We start from the raw sequence: 15842 nt of genomic DNA on the forward strand, positions 1-15842 counted from the left end.
CACAGTCGCGCTCTACGCACGGGCGGGCCCGTCGGCGCATGACGGGGGACACCATCACTGACTTGAAGCGTCAAGTTGAATCACTTGACGCTTCAAGTTACGGTCGGGATATGAGCACAGACGAGCCGCGGCGGCTGGACGCCGACGAGCAGGCGACCTGGAGGGTGCTGGCCGGGCTGACAGTCCAGCTTCCGGCCGCACTCGACGCCCAGCTCCAGCGTGACGCGGAGATCAGTCACTTCGAGTACCAGGTCCTCGCGGGCCTCTCGATGACCCCGGGGCGCACGCTGCGGATGAGCGTGCTGGCCGAGTTCGCGACCGCCTCGCTCTCACGGCTGTCCCACACGGTCAAACGTCTGGAGAAGCAGGGCTGGGTCCGGCGCACCCCCGACCCCGAGGACGGCCGTTGCACCCTGGCCGTCCTCACCGACGCCGGCTGGGACAAGGTCGTCGCCACCTTCCCCGGCCATGTCGCCGAGGTGCGCCGCCTGGTCTTCGACTCACTCACCAAGGCCCAGCAGAGGCAACTGCGTGAGGCGGCACGCCGTATCACCAACACCATCCGCCCCGATGCCCCCTGCCCAGGCCCCGGCCGCGACTGATCGCGCCGATCTCCGGTCCGCACCACGAAAGGGTTCCCATGCGTTCCATCCTCGATCCCGAGATTCCGGGCGGCGCCTACGACGCGTTCCTGCCCGAGGCGCTGCCGCAGGCCCGAACCCACCGCGCGTGGACTCCGGCAGACGGTCCGCTGCCCGCCATCTACCTCAGCCACGGCGCACCGCCGCTCTTCGACGACGGCCTGTGGATACGGCAGTTGTTCCACTGGGCGCAGTCCCTGCCCAAGCCGAAGGCGATCCTGATCGTCTCCGCGCACTGGGAGGACGCCCCGCTCGCGCTCTCCGCCTCCGCCGCACACACCCCGCTGGTGTACGACTTCAGCGGCTTCCACCCGCGCTACTACCAGATGCGCTACGACACCCCCGACGCGACGGCCCTCGCCCACCGAGTCGCCGCGGCCATGCCCGACAGTGAACCGGTGCACCAGCACACCACGCGCGGCCTCGACCACGGTGCCTGGGTGCCGTTGATGGCCATGTATCCACTCGGCGACATCCCGATCCTGCAGATGTCGATTCCCACTCACGATCCCGGCCGTCTCATGGACATCGGCCGCCGCCTCACCCCCCTGCGGGAAGAGGGCGTCCTCGTCATCGGCTCCGGCTTCATGACCCATGGCCTGCCGTTCGTCACCCCGGAGATGCTCCACCGAGGCGCCGTCCCCGGCTGGTCGTCGGAATTCGACGCCTGGGCCGCCGACGCCCTCGCCCGCGGCGACATCGGTGAACTCTCCGCCTACGCCACCCGCGCACCCGGCATGCCCTACGCCCACCCCACCCCCGACCACTTCCTGCCGATCTTCATCACGCTGGGCAGCGCCGACACCCCTGAACAGGCCGCCCGTACCACCATCGACGGCTTCATGATCGGCTTCGCCAAGCGCTCCTTCGCACTCGGCTGAGCCCTACCCATGCTGCCGTCGGGGAGGTAGCGGCAGGGGAAGGCGTTCTTCGGCGACTGCGGTGCTTCGTGCCCGCCGTGCACTGGACGCCATCAGCAACCGGCACACCAGCCGAGGACACTCAACTACCGCGAGACGTTCAGTCCATGCGGATGATTCCCCTGCCCAGTGCGGCGGTGACGGCGGCGGTCCGGTCGCGGACGTCGAGCTTGGCGTAGATGTGCAGCAGATGGGTCTTGACCGTGGCCTCCGACAGGCGCAGGGCGCGGGCGATCTGTTTGTTGCTCTGCCCCCTGGCCACTGCGGACAGGACTTCGAGTTCCCTGCCGGACAAGCCGGCGCCCCGGTCGCCGCGCATATGGGCGAGGACCTTGGCGGCCACGGTGGGCGACAGTGGCGCGCCTCCCCGAGCCGCGGTCCGAACGGCCTCGCACAGCTCGTGTCGTCCGGTGTCCTTGAGCAGGTAGCCGACTGCGCCGGCGTCGACGGCGGCGGTGATGTCGGCGTCCGTATCGTAGGTGGTCAGGACGAGTACCCGCACCTCGGGGTGGGCGGCACGGATGGCGGCGGTCGCGGTCGTGCCGTCCATTTCGGGCATCTGCAGGTCCATCAGCACGACGTCGGGTGCGAGTGAGGCGGTCTGGCGCAGTGCCTCGGCGCCGCTGGCGGCTTCGCCGACGACCGTGAGATCGGGCTGGGTGGAGAGCATGGCGGCAAGCCCGTCACGGACCACGGGGTGGTCGTCGGCGAGGAGGACTCGGATCGTGGGACCGGCCGACGTGCTCATGACGCCGGGACCATCCGCTCGGTGCCCGACACGACGGAGGGGTCGGAGGCGGAAGGCTCGACCGGGAGGGGCACCGTGACGGCGACGGTCGTACCCTCGCCCGGGGAGCTTTCGACCGCGAACGTACCGTGCACAGCGGCAATCCGCTCCCGCATGGTGATCAGGCCGACGCCCGTATGCCGGGCAACGGGTGAGAACCCGGTGCCGTCGTCCTGGATGTCGATCGCCAGGACGTCGCCGAGGTACGACAGCGTGACCGAGACGCTCATCGCGCGGGCGTGCCGCCGGGCGTTGGTCAGTGCCTCCTGCACGACCCGCAGCAACTCGCCCTCGGTGCTGGGAGGCAGCGCGGCCGGGCGGCCGGTCACCACCGTGTAGACCTCGGTGCCGGTCTCCTCCGCGAGCCGGGCGGTGAGTTCACGGACCGCCTCTGCCAGGTGCGTGCGGTCCAGTGGCGCGGGGCGAAGGGCGTGCACGAGGCGGCGGCTCTCCGCGAGGTTGTCCCGGGCGGTGCGCATGGCCTGCTCGACGCGGCGGGCCGCGGGGGAGCCGGGTGGCAGGTCGTCGCGTGCGGCGTCCAGCAGCATGGCGATGGAGGCGAACCCCTGGGTGAGCGTGTCGTGGACCTCGCGGGCCAGGCGCTGGCGTTCGGCGAGCGTGCCCGCCTGGCGTTCCGCTGCCGCGCGTTCGGCCTGGGTGGCGGTGAGCTCGTCGAGGAGTAGCTGCCGCTTGCGACTCTCGTGATCGAGGGTCGCGACGTAGCAGGTGATCGTGACCGCCACGGCGGTACCGAGTACGCATCCCGTGAGCGCCCGCACGTCGACGGGGCCGTCCGTGGTCAGGCTCTGCCACGACCAGGCGGCGCCCAGCACCAGCACCCCGCCGGCCGACCACCAGGCCCACCGCAGCAGGTACGGGCTCAGCACCGCCATGGCGACCGGGAGGAACGCGGGGTCCACCACGGCCATGACGGCCCACCCGGACAAGGCGCCGACGAGGTAGGGGCGCGGCGGGCGGTCGGCGCCACCGCGCAGCACGATCCAGTACACGTACCAAAGGGCGAGCCCCACTGCCGGGGCGATCCGCGACAGCGCGGCGCCGGTCGTCATGTTCGCCCCGGCCAGCGCACCCGGCACGGACAGGGCGAGCACGGTGACGAAGAAGGCGTGCTGCCCCATGGTCTTCCACCGCTGCCGGTCCCACGCCTGTTGCAGTGCCATGGCCCACAGAGTAGGTGCAGCCGCGTAGCGGCAGAATCAGCCGGCCGGCGGGGGCGGGTTCACCGATCGGTGGACGAAGGACGCGTCGATCGGTCGATGTGCGGGAGGGACGCGGGCGGCGACGATCAGCCCCGCAGCCGACGGCCTGCTCTTCCACCGCCCCTTGTGAGGAACTACCCGTGACCCTGGCCTTCATTCCCAGCCCATCCGTCGGTGAGGTCCACCTGGGCCCGCTGCCGCTGCGCGGTTACTCACTCATGGTGATCCTCGGCATCGCGGCCGCCGTGTGGCTGGGTGGCCGTCGATGGGCCGCACGCGGCGGAGAGAAGGCCGTCGTGGCGGACGTCGCTCTGTGGGCGGTCCCCTTCGGCGTGGTCGGCGCCCGCCTCTACCACGTGATCACCTCCAGCGAGGCGTACTTCGGCAAGGGTGGTGATCCGGTCAAGGCCCTGTTCATCTGGGACGGCGGCATCGGCATCTGGGGCGCCATCGCCGGCGGTGCCGTCGGAGCCTGGATCGGCTGCCGCCGTAGCGGCGTTCCGCTGTCCGCGTACGCCGACGCCGTCGCTCCCGGCATCGCACTGGGGCAGGCCATCGGCCGCTGGGGCAACTGGTTCAACCAGGAGCTCTACGGGCGGGCCACCGCTCTCCCCTGGGCCCTGGAGATCGACCCCGCGCACCGGCCTGAGGCCACCCCGAACCTGGCCACTTATCACCCGGCGTTCCTGTACGAGTCGTTGTGGTGTCTCGGCGTGGTCGCCCTGGTCCTGTGGGCGGATCGCCGTTTCCGTCTCGACCGGGGGCGGGCGTTCGCACTGTACGCCGCCGCGTACAGCGCGGGTCGCTTCTGGATCGAGTACCTGCGGGTGGACGAGGCCCACCACATCCTCGGCCTGCGCCTCAACGGCTGGACCGCGCTCCTGGTCATCGCCGTCGCCGTTTACTACCTCGTGGTGACGACGCGGCGCGCAGCCGGCGGGCGTGACGGCGTCGACGTGGGCCGTCCCCTTCAACAAGTGAATGCCACCAGTACCACCAGTAGCCCCAAGAACTGACCGATATCCCTCGCATCCGTGTGGAGTTGCCATGTCCCAAGTCTCTGAGACACTCCCCTCCCGTCGTGGTCCGCTCATGGTGGCGGGAGGTGTGTTCGTCGCCTTCCTCCTGTCCTCGCTGGTGAACGCGTTGATCGCCGTAGTGGCGCTAGCGCTCGGTGCACCGGATGACTTCGGCCCGTTGAAGCCCTCGTCATACATCTCTCTGACCGCGCTGGCAATGCTGGGAGGCTCCGTCGGGTGGACCCTCGTCCGCCGGTTCTCCACCGATCCCGAACGGCTGCTCCGTCGACTCGTCCCGTCGGTCGTCGTCTTGTCCTTCGTGCCGGACTTCTTCCTGTTCGGCGAGGGCGAGGTGACCGGTGTGGTGGCGCTGCTCCTGATGCACGTAGCGGTCGCGGTGATCGCAGTGCCGACGTACTACAGGGTCATGCCACTGAGCCCGGTTCGGTGACCAGGCGCCAGTCAACGCCTCCATCGCCGCATCCAGGACGCGCTGGCGATTGCGCTGAGCGTCAGAACGCATCTAGGTACCTCTGCTCGACATCCGGAACGCCCGTCCCGTATCGTTAAATGGAACGCCCCTTCCGATTACCGCGAGGCGGGGCTCCCCTGCCCCGCCTCGACATCACGCGTCCGCTGAGCGGCAGAACGCATCCGACCCGGCAGTCGTCACGGCGACCACTTCCAGCGAGAAACCTATGTTGCGATATCAACCTTATTCGCCTACTTCCGAATGGTTAGGAAAATCCGTTGGCGTAACCACCCCCGGATCGTTGCGCGGCGATCTGCTGCACGACTTGGCGTCGAACGGCGGCGCGCAGGCGCAGCATCCGGCCAAGGAACTGGTCCGCCTGCATCACGCCCGTCCGGCGGAGACCGTCCTGGGCTGGGCCAGGAAACGTGGCGAGGTCGGGCATGACGCGGATCCCGTCCTGCTGGCGGACCTCACGTGTGCCGTGATCCGGCACCGGGTCCTGGTCGCCGACGGCCAGGCCGACGCAGCCTTCGTGGAGTTCCTGGTGGACCGGGTTCCACTTCCGGTGCTCACGTCCCGGCAGAGCGGTGGTGCCCAGTGAAGATCAGTGTCGACCTGAACCGCTGCGAGGGTTACGGACAGTGCGTGTTCGCCGCCCCCGACGCCTTCACCTTGCATGGCCTGGAGGCTCTGACCTACGTACCGAACCCGCCCGACGAGATGCGGGACGCGGTACGCCGGGCCGCACTGGCCTGCCCCGTGCGCGCCATCACCGTCGGCACGGACAACGCGGACGAACCCGCCACGGCCAGCAGGGATAACGGCCGTCACGTTGTCATCGTCGGCGCCTCGCTCGCCGGGCTGAGGACTGCCGAGGCCCTGCGCGAGTCCGGCTTCTCCGGACGGCTGACCGTCATCGGTGACGAGCCCCATCGTCCGTACGACCGCCCTCCGCTGACCAAGGCGTGCGTGAGCGAGAAGCTGCCGCCCGATCGCCTCGAACTGCCGGTCACCCAAACCCTGGACGTAAGCTTCCGGTTGGGTGTCCCGGCGACGGGGCTGGACACGGACCACCGCCTGGTCCGGCTGGCGGACGGCGGCACGGTCGGCTACGACACCCTGGTCATCGCCACCGGCACCCGGGCCCGTCCGTACCCCGGTGGCGCCGCCGACGACATCGACGGTGTCCTCACCGTCCGCACCCGCGACGACGCCGAAGAACTCCAGCGGCGCCTGGCCCGTCCACCGCGTCGCGTCGCCGTCATCGGCGCCGGCTTCCTCGGGGGCGAACTGGCCTCCGGCTGCCGCGAACTCGGCCTCGACGTCACACTCGTCGAGGCACAGGCCACGCCGTTGCAGGGACCGCTGGGAAGCGTGATCGGTGGCGTGGTGGCGGACCTGGCCCGGAACAAGGGCGTGGACCTGCGGATGTGGACCACCGTCGAGCGCTTCGTGACGGACGGGACCGGAGCGCTGCGGCAGATCGTGCTGTCGGACGGGGACACCGTCGACGCCGACCTGGCCGTCGTCGCGCTCGGCGCCCAGCGCAACGTCGAATGGCTGAATGGCTCCGCCGTACGGGCGGACAGCCGCGGGGTGCACTGCGACGACCAGTGCCACGCACTCGGCCACGACGGGCAGCCCCTGCCCGACGTGTACGTCGCCGGCGATGTCGCGGCCGCACCGCACCCCCTCCTCCCGGACCAGCGGCTGTCGGTGGAGCACTGGGGCAACGCGGTGACCCAGGCCCGCACGGTCGCCCACAACATCACGCGCCCGCCCGGCCAAGCCCCGATCCCTCACACCGGTCTGCCCGCCTTCTGGTCCAGCCAGTTCGGCGTGAACATCAAAGGCGTCGGCCACCCCGGCACCGCCGACCGCGTCGCGGTGGTCCAGGGAACCCTCGGCCAGGGCTCCTTCAGCGTGCTGTACGGACGCGAAGACCGCACCGTCGCCGCCGTCACCTTCGACAACGGGCGTTACCTGCCCTACTACGAATCACTCGTCCGCCAAGGCGCGCCGTTTCCGGCCCAGTTCGTCGCCTGCGACGAGAACACGTCCCGCACCCTTCAGCCGATCGGCCGCTGAGCACACTCCCACTCCCCCACGCGAAAGCGAGTGGCACTCCCATGGCGTCCACCCTGTACCAGCAGGTTCTGCACACCGACAGCCGCCCTCACCCCTGGCCTCTCTACGCCGAGCTGCGCAAGGAGCCGGTCTCCGTCCAGGACGACGGAACCTGCGTCGTCAGCGGATACGACGAGGTCAGCGCGCTGCTGCGGGACCCACGCATCTCCTCCGACCGTGGCAAGGCCGCCCCGGACAGCCGGCTGGGGACCGGCGCCCCGGCTCCCGGGACGGCTCCGACGTTCCTCGTGCGGGACAACCCCACGCACGACCAGCTACGCGGCCTGGCCCAGCGCCACTTCGGCCCGCCCGCACGCCCGGGCTTCGTCGAGAGCCTGCGGCCGATGGTGGAAGAGCTGATCCGCGACCACATCGACCAGCTGACCGGGCGCAGCGAGTTCGACCTGGTTTCGGAGTTCTCGTACCCGATCCCCGTCCGCGTGGCCTGCCACCTCCTGGGCGTCCCACCCGAGGACGCCGACAGGCTCGGCCCCATCGGCGAGGAGGCGGTCTCCAGCCCGGAGTTCCTCGTCGACCCGCATGACCCGGAGGCCGCCGCGGTCAGGAAGCGTGCCCAGCAGGAACTGGCCGAGTATTTCGTCGCCCACATCGAGCGGCTTCGCGAGAAGCCGGGCCAGGACATGCTGTCGCGGATGATCCACGACGACGGCCCGGGCAGCCCGATGAGCCTGCCGGAACTGCTCAGCACCGCCATCATGCTCTTCATCGGCGGCCACGAGACCACCGTCAACCTCATCAGCAACAGCATGCTCCTGCTGCTGCGTCACCCCGAGCAGCTGGCCCGGCTGCGGGCCGACCCCGCCCTCGCCGAAGGCGCCATCGAGGAGACCTTGCGCCTGGAGCCCTCCGTGCACCTGCGACCGCGTGTCGCGGTCGACGACATCACCCTCGGCGACCACACCATCCCCAAGGGCTCCTCAGTCGTCCTCGCCCTCGCCGCGGCCAACCGGGACCCGCGCCGCTTCCCCGACCCGGACACCTTCGACATCACTCGTCCCGACACCAGCCACCTCAGCTTCGGCGCCGGCATCCACTTCTGCTTCGGGGCCGGACTCGGCCGCATGGAGGGCCAGATCGCGGTCCGCGAGCTGACCCGACGCCTGGTCAACCCTCGCTTGTCGCAGGACCCGCCGCCCTACCGCCCGATGGCCGACCTGCGTGGCCCGTCGGCCCTGCGGATCACCGTGGACGGCGTCCGCCCGGCCGGACCCGCCCCCAGGCACCACACGTGAGTGAGGCCTGGTGTCCGGGACTGGATCCACCCACCATGACTCGGCACAGCTCCTTCCCTTGCCACGTGACCCATCGGCCTCACCCACACCACACCCCACCACCCCATATCGTCGTCCGGAGGATGCCATGCCAGATCCCGTTTCCGTCACCCTGACCCACCTCAGCGCCCCGGTCGGCGGTTCCAAGCGGCTGACCGGGCATCTCGTCCGGCCGGACGGACCTGGCCCATGGCCCGGTGTCGTGGTCGCGCACGAGGTGATGGGTGCCAATGACGAGATGCTCCGACAGGCACGGCGGCTCGCCAGCGCCGGATATCTGACCCTGATGCCCGACCTGTACACGGACGGAGGCGCACGGCGCTGCCTGATACCCACCATGCGGGCCGCGCTGTCCGGCCACGGCCGCGCCCACCAGGACATCGCCGCCGCGAGAAACTACCTCGTCGATGATCCCGACTGCACCGGCGCGGTCGGGATCATCGGTTTCTGCCTGGGCGGATCCTTCGCCCTCATGGCGGCAGGCAGCGGCATCTTCGACGCCGCGTCCGCCAACTACGGCCAGCTCCCCAAAGACATGGACCAGGCCCTGGCCGACGCCTGCCCCATCGTCGCCAGCTACGGGGGCCGCGATCGACCGCTCAAGGGAGCGGCGGCCAAGCTCGACTCCGCCCTCGACAGGCTCGGCGTCGTACACGACGTGAAGGAGTACCCACAGGCAGGCCACGCCTTCCTCAACGACGAACAGTTCGGCCCGCGCCTGTTGCACCCGCTCTACCGCGTCGCCGGGTTCGGACCTGTCCCAGAAGCCTCTGGCGACGCATGGCTACGCATCGAGGCCTTCTTCGACACCCACCTCAAGCACACGACCAAGGCCTGACCCCACCTCAGGTTGCCCCAACGCCCCACAGTTCATCAGCGAGATCCTCCACGGAGGCCATCAGTCGGTGGCGGATCACGGCTGGTTCGTCGTGGCCGAGGTCGGCAACGACGGCGTTCTGCAACCGCACACCGCGTGACGCCGCGCGGGAACCCGATCGGCGGCTCGTTCGGCTACTGACTTCGGCTCGTCAGGGTGACGCTGGTTCGTCGAGGGCCAGGCCGGTGCCCGCTATGAAGCCGTCGAGGATGCCGGACCGGTACTGAAGGCGCTTGAGCCGGTTGCGTACGAGTGCTTCGAGCCGGTCGAGGGCAACGACTGCGAGGTTGGCCAGGCTGTGCTTGACGTGCGCCCATACCCACTCGACCGGGTTGAGGTCGGGTGAGTAAGCGGGCAGCAGGAATACCGTCAGCCACTCACGCTCGGCGATCAGCTCGCCCATGGCGCGGGAGACGTGGGTGTTCAGGCGGTCCCACACCAGCACGAGGGGCGCCTTGACGAGCTGGTGGACGCCGTCGATCAGCGCGATGAAGTCCCGCTCGCCCATGCTGCGACGTTTGCCTTTGCCCGCTCGGTGGGTGCGCAGGCGGTGGCACAGCCGGGTCCGGGAGCCGGGCCGCATGGCAATCATCCCGGCCACGGACAGTCGGCCCGAGCGTCGTCCGCTCACCGTCACCTGCGGGGTGTGGCCGCGCCGGCCCCAGGTGCGCCCCCTGGGCGGTCGGCGGGTGAAGCCTGCCTCGTCCTCGAAGCAGATGTAGCCCCCACAGGCCGCCCGGACTCTTTTACCTCCGCCCAGGTCGCCTCCTTCCACGCGGTGACGGCCTGCTCGTCCCGCTCGGCGACCCGCCGCGCAGGGACCTGCGGGCTGAAGCCGAGCCGGTGCATCAGCCTCGTCGCGCCCGAGACGCTGTAGGAGACGTGAAACTTCCTGCCGATCAGCGTGGCCACCCTCGCCGCGGTCCACACCTGGTCCTCCGTCCAGCCGTGCGCGGCCGGACCCTGCTCGAGATACCTGGCGAGCTTTTCCAGACAGCGTGGCGACAGGCGACACCGGCCCCCGCTCGGCCCTCGCGAAAGCAGCTCCTCGGCACCGCCTTGCCGCCACAACTGCTGCCACTGGTAAGCCGACTTCAGACTCACACGCAGCTGCCGGGCCACCTCGGGCGGTTTGACCTGCTGCGCGAACAGCTCTGCCGCCTGTATCCGCACCGCTTCCCGACGCCCCCGTGCTGCAGGCGTCAGCCCGCCCCCATCCGCGTATCTCACACGCCATGGACTACCGACAACACCGCACCCACATCGGCAAGTTCAGCAAACATCACCCTAACGAGCCGAGATCAGTAACGGCGTCATGGCCCCGCGGCGACCGTCTCCGCTTTGCGGCCGTCAGGGCTTGATCGGCTTGACCTTCGTGTCGGCGCCGTTGACCCGCGACTCTTTGTCGAGGTGAGCAGGGCCGACCTACCGAGTTGGGTCGACTACGCGCTTGCCTTGGGCGTGGCCGGTCTCGACCGCGCGGTGGGCGTCCTGGACCGCGCTCAGCGGGTAGACCTGCTCGACCACCGGGCGCAGTTCGCCGCGGTCCACATATCCGACCAGGGCCTCCATGTCGTCGCGCCGCATCTTTTCCGACATGAAACGCATCCGAGGGCCGGGGAGCAGCACGGAGAGCAGGGCGAACGGCAGGCCCTTCATGGTCATGGTGACGGCGCGGCCTCCCCTGCGCACCATCCGGTGGTACTGACGCGCGGAGCCTCCGTGGCAGTCCACGAGCGCGTCGAACTCCCCTGTCAGGGCGCCGGGCTTGATCGAGTCGTAGTCGAGGACCTGGTCGGCTCCGAGCTCACGGCAGAAGTCGGCATTGCGGGCACTCGCGACGGCTGTGACGCTCGCTCCCATGGCCTTGCCGAGTTGGACGGCGGCGCTGCCGACTCCGCCGCTGGCGCCGACCACCAGCAGTCGCCGGCCGCTCTGCAACCGCAGCCCGTCCCGCAGGACCTGCAGAGCGGTGAGGCCGACGGCCGGCAGCGCTGCCGCCGAGACGAGGTCGATGGTGGTGGGCGCGGCCGCCATCTGCTCCGGTCTCGCGACGAGGTACTCGGCGACGGCACCGGTCCTGCGCATGCGGATGCCCAGGAAGCCCCATACCCGCTGCCCGAGTTCCAGACCTTCGACGCCCGGGCCGAGCGCGGCCACCTCTCCCGCGTAGTCCACGCCGGTCCCGCGAGGAAAGGACCCCAGCCGGAGCCGTCGCAGCTGGGTGTCGATGGGATTGACCCCGGCCGCGTGCACCTTCACGAGTACCTGGCCGCGCGCCGGAGTCGGCACGGGGACATCGCGGACCTGCAGCACTTCCGGCCCACCGGAGCGGTCGATCTGAGCCGCTCTCATCGTACCGTTCAGCATGATCATGCTCCTGTCAGAATTGTCGAACGCTGGGGCGGCCACTGGCCAGGAGCGCGTCGCGGACGCCTCCTGCGGCTGCGGCCTTCCAGGGGGTGGGTGCCTGCGGTCAGCAGGGAGGCGAACCGGGCTTCGCGACTTCGGCGACGTCAGACCGGGTCCTCGGTCTGGATGTTGCGGACCACGTCGAGCGCGTCGTCGACGTGCTTGTCCATGTTGGTCAGCGAGTTGAAGACATGCCGGACCGTCCCCTGACGGTCGATGACATAAGTGACCCGGCCCGGGATGATGCCCAACACGCTGGGCACGCCGTAGTTTTTGCGTACCTGCCCCTCCTCGTCGCTCAGCAGCGTGAAGGGCAGGTTGTGCCGGGCGGCGAAGGCCGCGTGCTTGTGCACCGAGTCGGAACTCACGCCGATGACCTCGGCTCCGGCGTCGGTGAAGACCTCGTGGCTGTCCCGGAAAGCACACGCCTCGGCCGTGCAGCCGCGGGTTTCGTCCTTGGGGTAGAAGTACAGGACGACCACCCCGTCGCTGAGCCGGTCGTACAGCCGGACCGGAGCGCCGGCTTGTGACAGCAGGGTGAAGTCGGGTGCTTTGTCGCCCACTTGTATGCCTCTTGCCATGTCCGTCTGCCTCTCTTCTTCCGCCGCAGGCAGGAGAGCGCTGCGGCTGTGGGTGGGATGGGAGATCGGGTGCACCGGCGGCGTAGGTGATGCCGGCCGCCCGCCCCCGCGTAGTGGACCTGAGTGGTGCCGGCTCTCCCAGGAAAGGCCGGCACCACTCACGCGGCACCAAAATGAAGCCGACGCTGGGCCTGCGGTCATCCGCCGCGCGAACTGCCGCTGCCGCGCATCAGTCAGAGGGGCTCAGCGCGTGTCTCCGGGAAGGGCGTGGACGATCTCGGGCTTGTCACGCTTGGTGTGAGCGGTCCAGTAGTGCTCGGCGATGGTGTCGGCCTCGGTGCCGGGGCCGCTGCCGATGAAGACGCTGATGGCCACGTGTGCGGCATGAATGCCGCGCTCGGCGAGCTCGACGTTCAGCGTCATCGCGTAGCTGCGCAGCGAGGCGGCGGCGATGCCGATGGTGGCGAAGCTGCCTCCCCTGGGCTGCACGGAGGAGCCACCGGTGGAGAACAGAAGGGTGCCGCTGCCGCGCTCCAGCATCCCTGGGAGTACCTGGCTCACGGCGGCGACGGCTCCATAGAGGTAGTGGTCGATCTGTGGCTGGAGGTCCTCGGCAGTCGCCTCGGCGGCAGAGACACCGGCGAGGCCGCGGTCGGCGGGCGAGTATTCCAGCACGTCGATCGGACCGAAGCGGTCGGCTGCGGCCGCCAGTGCCGCGCGCACGGTGTCCGGGCGCATCACGTCGGCGGCGAAGGCGGCGGCCTCGACACCGTCCGCCACGAGCTGCGCGGCAAGGGCTTCGACCTTCTCCTTGGTCCGGGAGATGAGGGCGACCTGGAAGCCTTCGGCGCCGAAGCGGCGGGCGATGGACAGCCCCATGCCGGGGCCTGCTCCGATGATGGCGATGACAGGCATGTGAGGAGCTCCTGTTCGAAGTGTTGAGGAAGTGGTTGAGTGGAGCAGCACGACGACTGCCAAGGGCTGCGGCCGTGGACGGGACGTGAGGGACGCCGATGAGCGATTCACGTCCGCCGGTGCAGGCCGCCGCTAGGAGAACCTGCCGCCCGCGGGTCCACGGACGGCGGCCGGCTGTCCCGTTCCTGACCGGTGCTTCTGGCCCAGTCAGCGGACCAATTCGCGTCCGGCCGGAGCAGACCACCTCTAGTAGGAGAAGCGGCCGCCTACCGGGCCCCGGACTGCGCCGGCGGCCAGTTCCTTCACCTTGTGTGCGGGCACCGGGGCTCCGGACGTCTCGCGGACCCAGCGCATGACCTCTTCCTGACCCGTTCCGAACGGCGGCAGACCCGGGAAGTACGGGTACACGTAGACCGGGGTGTTGGGTTCGCTGCGCCAGCTCTCGTCCAGAGTGCCGATGTCCACCGTGTCGAATCCGAGGGTGTCCAGCAGTTCGGTCACCTCGGCCTTGGCGCTCGGCTCGTCACCGGCGATGGGCAGCGCACTGCGATCGGGCGCCCCCGAGGGACGGGCAAGGGTGAGCAGGCAGCGGAAGGAAATGTTGTTGAACGCCTTGACCACATGGGAGTCGGCCAGGTGGCGCTGCACCAGGGTGCTTGAGGTCAACTCGCCGGAGTCCAGCTCGCTGATCTGGCCGTCGCGCTCGGGGTAGTAGTTCATCGTGTCGATCACGGTCTTGCCCGCCAGTGCGGCGACCGGCAGCTTGTCGTAGGCGACCAGCGGAATGGTGGCCACGACCAGGTCGCCGGACCGGGCGGCCTCGGCCGGGGTGGCCGCGCGGGCACGGGAACCGAGTTCGCTGACGACGTCGCTGAGGGTCTCCGGGTCCCGGGAGTTGCTCAGGACCACATTCAGGCCGGCGTCGACGGCGTGGCGGGCCAGAATGCCGCCGATCGCGCCGGCGCCGATGATTCCGAGGGTCTTCGTCATGGGCCATGTCTCCTGGTAAGTCAACAGAGCTGGTGAGTAGGTCGCCGGGGCAGAGGTTCGAAAGGTGGGAGTGGGCCAGGCTGGATCACGCAGGGGCAGATTCGAGGAGGCCGCCATCCGCTGGGCCCACAGAAACGCCGGTGTTGCTTCGGCTTTTCCCGGCCACGGCTGGGCCGGTCGCGAGACGTCGTCGCCGGCATGACCTGCGCGGGAGGCCTGGTGGACGCTGGTCCGGACTCCGTATGCAAGTGGCGACATGCACTCCCGACCGTACAAGTCGAGGGGCCCCTCATGTTGCTCACCCTAGCAGCAAACATGAGGACAGCCTCATGTTGGATATCCTCTTAGGTATGTCCACTCATCGAGCGCGCGGCGAAGCCGCGACGGGCCGTCCTCTGCGGCGTGACGCGCAGCGCAACCGGGACGCCCTGCTCGCGGCGGCTCGCGCATGTCTGGCCGAGCAGGGCATGGAAGCCTCGCTGGAGCAGGTGGCCAAGCGAGCGGGCCTGGCCATCGGCACGCTGTACCGCCATTTCCCCACTCGCCTCAACCTCGTGCAGGCGGTGTTCGCCGACAAGATCGAGGCCTGGCGGGAAGCCGCAGAGAAGGCCGTCGCCATGGACGACGCCTGGGAGGGGCTGTGCCTCTTCCTCGAGACGATGTGTGAACTCCAGGTCGGTGACAGGGGATTCCAGGACCTGGCTGCCATTCGTCTGCCGGAGACGGCGTGTCTGGCGGGGGCGCAGTCACGCATCTATGAACTCGCCGTCCGTATCGTGGAGCGCGCACAGGAGCAGGGAACGCTCCGCTCCGACATCACGCCCGAAGATCTCACCTTCGTGATCTGGGCCAACGGCAGAGTCACCGAAGCCACTCAGGACGTCGCACCGGGGACTTGGCGCCGCTTCCTGCACCTGCTGCTCGACGGATTCCGCGCCGAGCGGGCGCATCCGCTTCCCCAACCGCCGTTGAGCAAGGACGAGTTGTACCGCGCCATGCTCCGACTCGACGGTGATCGCGACTGCACTGGCTGAAGACGGTTCTCCGCGACGGCACATCGCGTGACGCCGCGCACGGTGACTGCCCTGTGCCATGACGCTCGCCGACACCGCCTGCAAGCGCTCGAAGACCTGCTAGCACCGCGACACTCGGCGGAGGCCGAACGCCTGCCGTGCCCACACGGAAATCGGCTTCCTGTCACTGCTCGCAGACAGTAGCCCCAGGGGCCTGCCGAGATGATGGGGGCAGGGTGGTCGGCGAGACGCGCAACCCTTCGACGACCAGGGCGAGATTGCGTCTGCGGTCCGCGCCGTCGGGATCGCTTGGACGCACCGTGGCCAGAAACCATGACGATGACCGCCGCCAGATCACGAACCTCCAGTTCCGGTCGCACCACTCCCGCTTCGACGGCGCGGCGCAGCAACCGTTCAAGGGAGGACAGGTAGTGGCGCACACCCTCCACGTCGGGAACAACCTGTACTGACTCTGCCCCGCACTGTGATGACTTCTTCTCACCCCTGAGCATCCGGGCGGTTCTCGTCCCGCAGCCGATCCAGTCGTATCGACGGCCCGTCACAGCAAGACAG

General features: G+C 69.3%; 17 protein-coding genes. 10 read left to right on the top strand and 7 right to left on the bottom strand.

The features are described from left to right. The first annotated feature begins 110 nt into the window (after positions 1-110). Together L3078_RS02880 and L3078_RS02885 are read left to right on the top strand one after the other, a co-directional pair. The gene (locus L3078_RS02880; protein WP_239750437.1) at positions 111-602 is read left to right on the top strand and encodes a MarR family winged helix-turn-helix transcriptional regulator; all 492 of its coding nucleotides are present in this window, start codon (positions 111-113) and stop codon (positions 600-602) included. A gap of 38 nt (positions 603-640) precedes the next feature. Continuing rightward, positions 641-1522: a dioxygenase family protein gene (locus tag L3078_RS02885; RefSeq protein ID WP_239750439.1), complete on the top strand. Its 882-nt coding sequence runs from the start codon at positions 641-643 to the stop codon at positions 1520-1522. Between the two features lie 139 nt (positions 1523-1661). On the opposite strand, the gene L3078_RS02890 is transcribed toward L3078_RS02885, so the two are convergent. After that, the gene (locus L3078_RS02890; protein WP_239750441.1) at positions 1662-2309 is read right to left on the bottom strand and encodes a response regulator; all 648 of its coding nucleotides are present in this window, start codon (positions 2307-2309) and stop codon (positions 1662-1664) included. Then, complete coding sequence (locus tag L3078_RS02895; protein WP_239750443.1) at positions 2306-3529, bottom strand: sensor histidine kinase; 1224 nt, start codon at positions 3527-3529, stop codon at positions 2306-2308. Before L3078_RS02895 ends, L3078_RS02890 begins: the two co-directional genes overlap by 4 nt. Before the next feature lie 179 nt (positions 3530-3708). Between L3078_RS02895 and lgt the strand changes: the two genes are divergently transcribed. The 6 genes from lgt (at position 3709) to L3078_RS02925 (ending at position 9319) form a co-directional block, all read left to right on the top strand. After that, positions 3709-4584 (top strand): prolipoprotein diacylglyceryl transferase, encoded by an 876-nt coding sequence (gene lgt / locus L3078_RS02900; protein WP_239750445.1) that lies wholly within the window; start codon positions 3709-3711, stop codon positions 4582-4584. Positions 4585-4615: 31 nt separating this feature from the next. Continuing rightward, the gene (locus L3078_RS02905; protein WP_239750446.1) at positions 4616-5038 is read left to right on the top strand and encodes a DUF6069 family protein; all 423 of its coding nucleotides are present in this window, start codon (positions 4616-4618) and stop codon (positions 5036-5038) included. 322 nt (positions 5039-5360) lie between these two features. Then, a complete protein-coding gene (locus L3078_RS02910) occupies positions 5361-5663 on the top strand; it encodes a TetR-like C-terminal domain-containing protein (RefSeq protein ID WP_239750447.1) in 303 nt (100 codons plus the stop codon). Beyond that, positions 5660-7150: an FAD-dependent oxidoreductase gene (locus L3078_RS02915; RefSeq protein WP_239750448.1), complete on the top strand. Its 1491-nt coding sequence runs from the start codon at positions 5660-5662 to the stop codon at positions 7148-7150. The genes L3078_RS02910 and L3078_RS02915 overlap by 4 nt, the downstream gene beginning before the upstream one ends. 41 nt (positions 7151-7191) lie before the next feature. Next, a complete protein-coding gene (locus L3078_RS02920) occupies positions 7192-8442 on the top strand; it encodes a cytochrome P450 (protein WP_239750450.1) in 1251 nt (416 codons plus the stop codon). A gap of 127 nt (positions 8443-8569) precedes the next feature. Beyond that, a complete protein-coding gene (locus L3078_RS02925) occupies positions 8570-9319 on the top strand; it encodes a dienelactone hydrolase family protein (protein ID WP_239750453.1) in 750 nt (249 codons plus the stop codon). 190 nt (positions 9320-9509) lie between these two features. Here the strand turns inward: L3078_RS02925 and L3078_RS44865 are convergent. From L3078_RS44865 to L3078_RS02955, 5 genes are all read right to left on the bottom strand, one after another. Continuing rightward, a protein-coding gene (locus L3078_RS44865; protein WP_420864023.1) for an IS630 family transposase occupies positions 9510-10588 on the bottom strand; the annotation gives its coding sequence in 2 pieces (ribosomal slippage) (positions 9510-10087 and positions 10087-10588; 1080 coding nt in all). Positions 10589-10783: 195 nt separating this feature from the next. Then, entirely contained in the window at positions 10784-11728 is a 945-nt protein-coding gene (locus L3078_RS02940) for an NAD(P)-dependent alcohol dehydrogenase (RefSeq protein WP_239750455.1), read from the bottom strand. A gap of 146 nt (positions 11729-11874) precedes the next feature. Further along, positions 11875-12333 carry a peroxiredoxin gene (locus tag L3078_RS02945; protein WP_239750457.1) on the bottom strand — a complete coding sequence of 153 codons (459 nt, stop codon included), beginning with the start codon at positions 12331-12333 and terminating at the stop codon, positions 11875-11877. Positions 12334-12594: 261 nt separating this feature from the next. Next, positions 12595-13266 carry an SDR family NAD(P)-dependent oxidoreductase gene (locus tag L3078_RS02950; protein ID WP_239750458.1) on the bottom strand — a complete coding sequence of 224 codons (672 nt, stop codon included), beginning with the start codon at positions 13264-13266 and terminating at the stop codon, positions 12595-12597. Positions 13267-13512: 246 nt separating this feature from the next. Then, the gene (locus L3078_RS02955) at positions 13513-14256 is read right to left on the bottom strand and encodes an NADPH-dependent F420 reductase (RefSeq protein WP_239750459.1); all 744 of its coding nucleotides are present in this window, start codon (positions 14254-14256) and stop codon (positions 13513-13515) included. A gap of 329 nt (positions 14257-14585) precedes the next feature. Here L3078_RS02955 and L3078_RS02960 point away from each other — a divergent pair, with 329 nt between their 5' ends. Both L3078_RS02960 and L3078_RS02965 read left to right on the top strand, forming a co-directional pair. After that, positions 14586-15290, top strand: a complete 705-nt coding sequence (locus L3078_RS02960; protein WP_239750460.1) for a TetR/AcrR family transcriptional regulator — start codon at positions 14586-14588, stop codon at positions 15288-15290. 299 nt (positions 15291-15589) lie between these two features. Then, on the top strand, positions 15590-15739 hold the full coding sequence (locus L3078_RS02965; protein ID WP_239750461.1) for a hypothetical protein: 150 nt from the start codon (positions 15590-15592) through the stop codon (positions 15737-15739). Positions 15740-15842: the final 103 nt, after the last annotated feature.

Origin of the sequence: Streptomyces deccanensis (assembly GCF_022385335.1) — a bacterium.
GTDB lineage: Bacteria > Actinomycetota > Actinomycetes > Streptomycetales > Streptomycetaceae > Streptomyces > Streptomyces deccanensis.

Bases quoted from the DNA above. Each gene is read 5' to 3' on its own strand.
- L3078_RS02880 (WP_239750437.1), top strand. From the start codon at position 111: ATGAGCACAGACGAGCCGCGGCGGCTGGACGCCGACGAGCAGGCGACC.
- L3078_RS02885 (WP_239750439.1), top strand. From the start codon at position 641: ATGCGTTCCATCCTCGATCCCGAGATTCCGGGCGGCGCCTACGACGCG.
- L3078_RS02890 (WP_239750441.1), bottom strand. From the start codon at position 2,309: ATGAGCACGTCGGCCGGTCCCACGATCCGAGTCCTCCTCGCCGACGAC.
- L3078_RS02895 (WP_239750443.1), bottom strand. From the start codon at position 3,529: ATGGCACTGCAACAGGCGTGGGACCGGCAGCGGTGGAAGACCATGGGG.
- L3078_RS02905 (WP_239750446.1), top strand. From the start codon at position 4,616: ATGTCCCAAGTCTCTGAGACACTCCCCTCCCGTCGTGGTCCGCTCATG.
- L3078_RS02920 (WP_239750450.1), top strand. From the start codon at position 7,192: ATGGCGTCCACCCTGTACCAGCAGGTTCTGCACACCGACAGCCGCCCT.
- L3078_RS02925 (WP_239750453.1), top strand. From the start codon at position 8,570: ATGCCAGATCCCGTTTCCGTCACCCTGACCCACCTCAGCGCCCCGGTC.
- L3078_RS02940 (WP_239750455.1), bottom strand. From the start codon at position 11,728: ATGCTGAACGGTACGATGAGAGCGGCTCAGATCGACCGCTCCGGTGGG.
- L3078_RS02950 (WP_239750458.1), bottom strand. From the start codon at position 13,266: ATGCCTGTCATCGCCATCATCGGAGCAGGCCCCGGCATGGGGCTGTCC.
- L3078_RS02955 (WP_239750459.1), bottom strand. From the start codon at position 14,256: ATGACGAAGACCCTCGGAATCATCGGCGCCGGCGCGATCGGCGGCATT.
- L3078_RS02960 (WP_239750460.1), top strand. From the start codon at position 14,586: ATGTTGGATATCCTCTTAGGTATGTCCACTCATCGAGCGCGCGGCGAA.